Origin of the sequence: Streptomyces sp. DH12 (assembly GCF_020873895.1) — a bacterium.
Taxonomy (GTDB): Bacteria; Actinomycetota; Actinomycetes; order Streptomycetales; family Streptomycetaceae; genus Streptomyces.
This window is the reverse complement of the sequence record NZ_JAHWGT010000147.1, coordinates 1-909: the sequence shown is the minus strand read 5'-3', so window position 1 is coordinate 909 and position 909 is coordinate 1. Positions and strand designations below refer to the sequence as shown.

Sequence of the window (909 nt, the reverse complement as noted above, 5' to 3'; positions counted from 1 at the left end):
CGCCACATCGAGCGGCGCACCGAGGTGACACGGCACGAGCCCGGCTTCGTCGACCTCGCCGACCGGCCGGTCTACGACGTGCTGCGGGACTACGAACTCGGCCCGCACGAGAAACCCCTCGACAAGCCCGTGGAACTGGTCCAGCGCGGCTCGGCGCACCCGCGGTCCTGCGGCTGCGGGAACGGCCGCCGGCAGTGCGCCGACTGCAACGGCATGACGTACCGCACCTGTGAGCCCGCCCAGCCCTGTCCGGTGTGCGCGGGGGTCTCCCCGTGCGGCCAGTACCTCAAGCACGGCGGCCTCCCGAGCACTCCGCCCCGGCCGCCCAAGGCGCGCAAGGCGGCGCGCCCCGAGGAGCGGGTGACCTGCGCGGCCTGCCACACCCCCGACAGCGCCTGCCCCGGGTGCCAGGGCTGGGGGAGGGTCAGGTGCGTCACGTGCCGGGGTGGCGGGCGCATCCCGTGCGGGCCGTGCAAGGCGACCGGGACCGTCACCTGCGGGACGTGCCGCGGCCACGGCCGGACGACGTCCTGGACGGCCGGGCGGATCGCCTGGATCTCGACGACCGAGACGGTGTCCCACCCCGACCCGTGGCCCCGGCGCCGGCGACCCGCTCCCCGACGACCTCTCCGCCGACCACCGCTCAGCCCTCGCACGGCACCTGCGGCAGCAGGAGGGCGAGCAGGACCGCACGGTCGTCATCAAGCGGATCACCGTCCTCCGGGCCACGCCGCGGGGCAGCGGGAACCGGGAGTACTACCTCTTCCGCGGCCTCTCCGGAGACCTGGAGGTCCGGGCGCGGATCTCGGACGTAGGCAGGGGGAAGGCCGTCGCGGCGGTGCTGGCGGCCGTCGCGGTCCTCGTCCTCGTCCTCCTCCTCGTCACATGACCCGGGCTACGCCCGTGACA

General features: G+C 75.0%; 1 protein-coding gene. It reads left to right on the top strand.

The genetic code is table 11. The features are described from left to right. Positions 1-445 precede the first annotated feature (445 nt). Entirely contained in the window at positions 446-889 is a 444-nt protein-coding gene (locus LPA54_RS33110) for a hypothetical protein (protein ID WP_228984441.1), read from the top strand. The last annotated feature ends 20 nt before the right edge of the window (positions 890-909 follow it).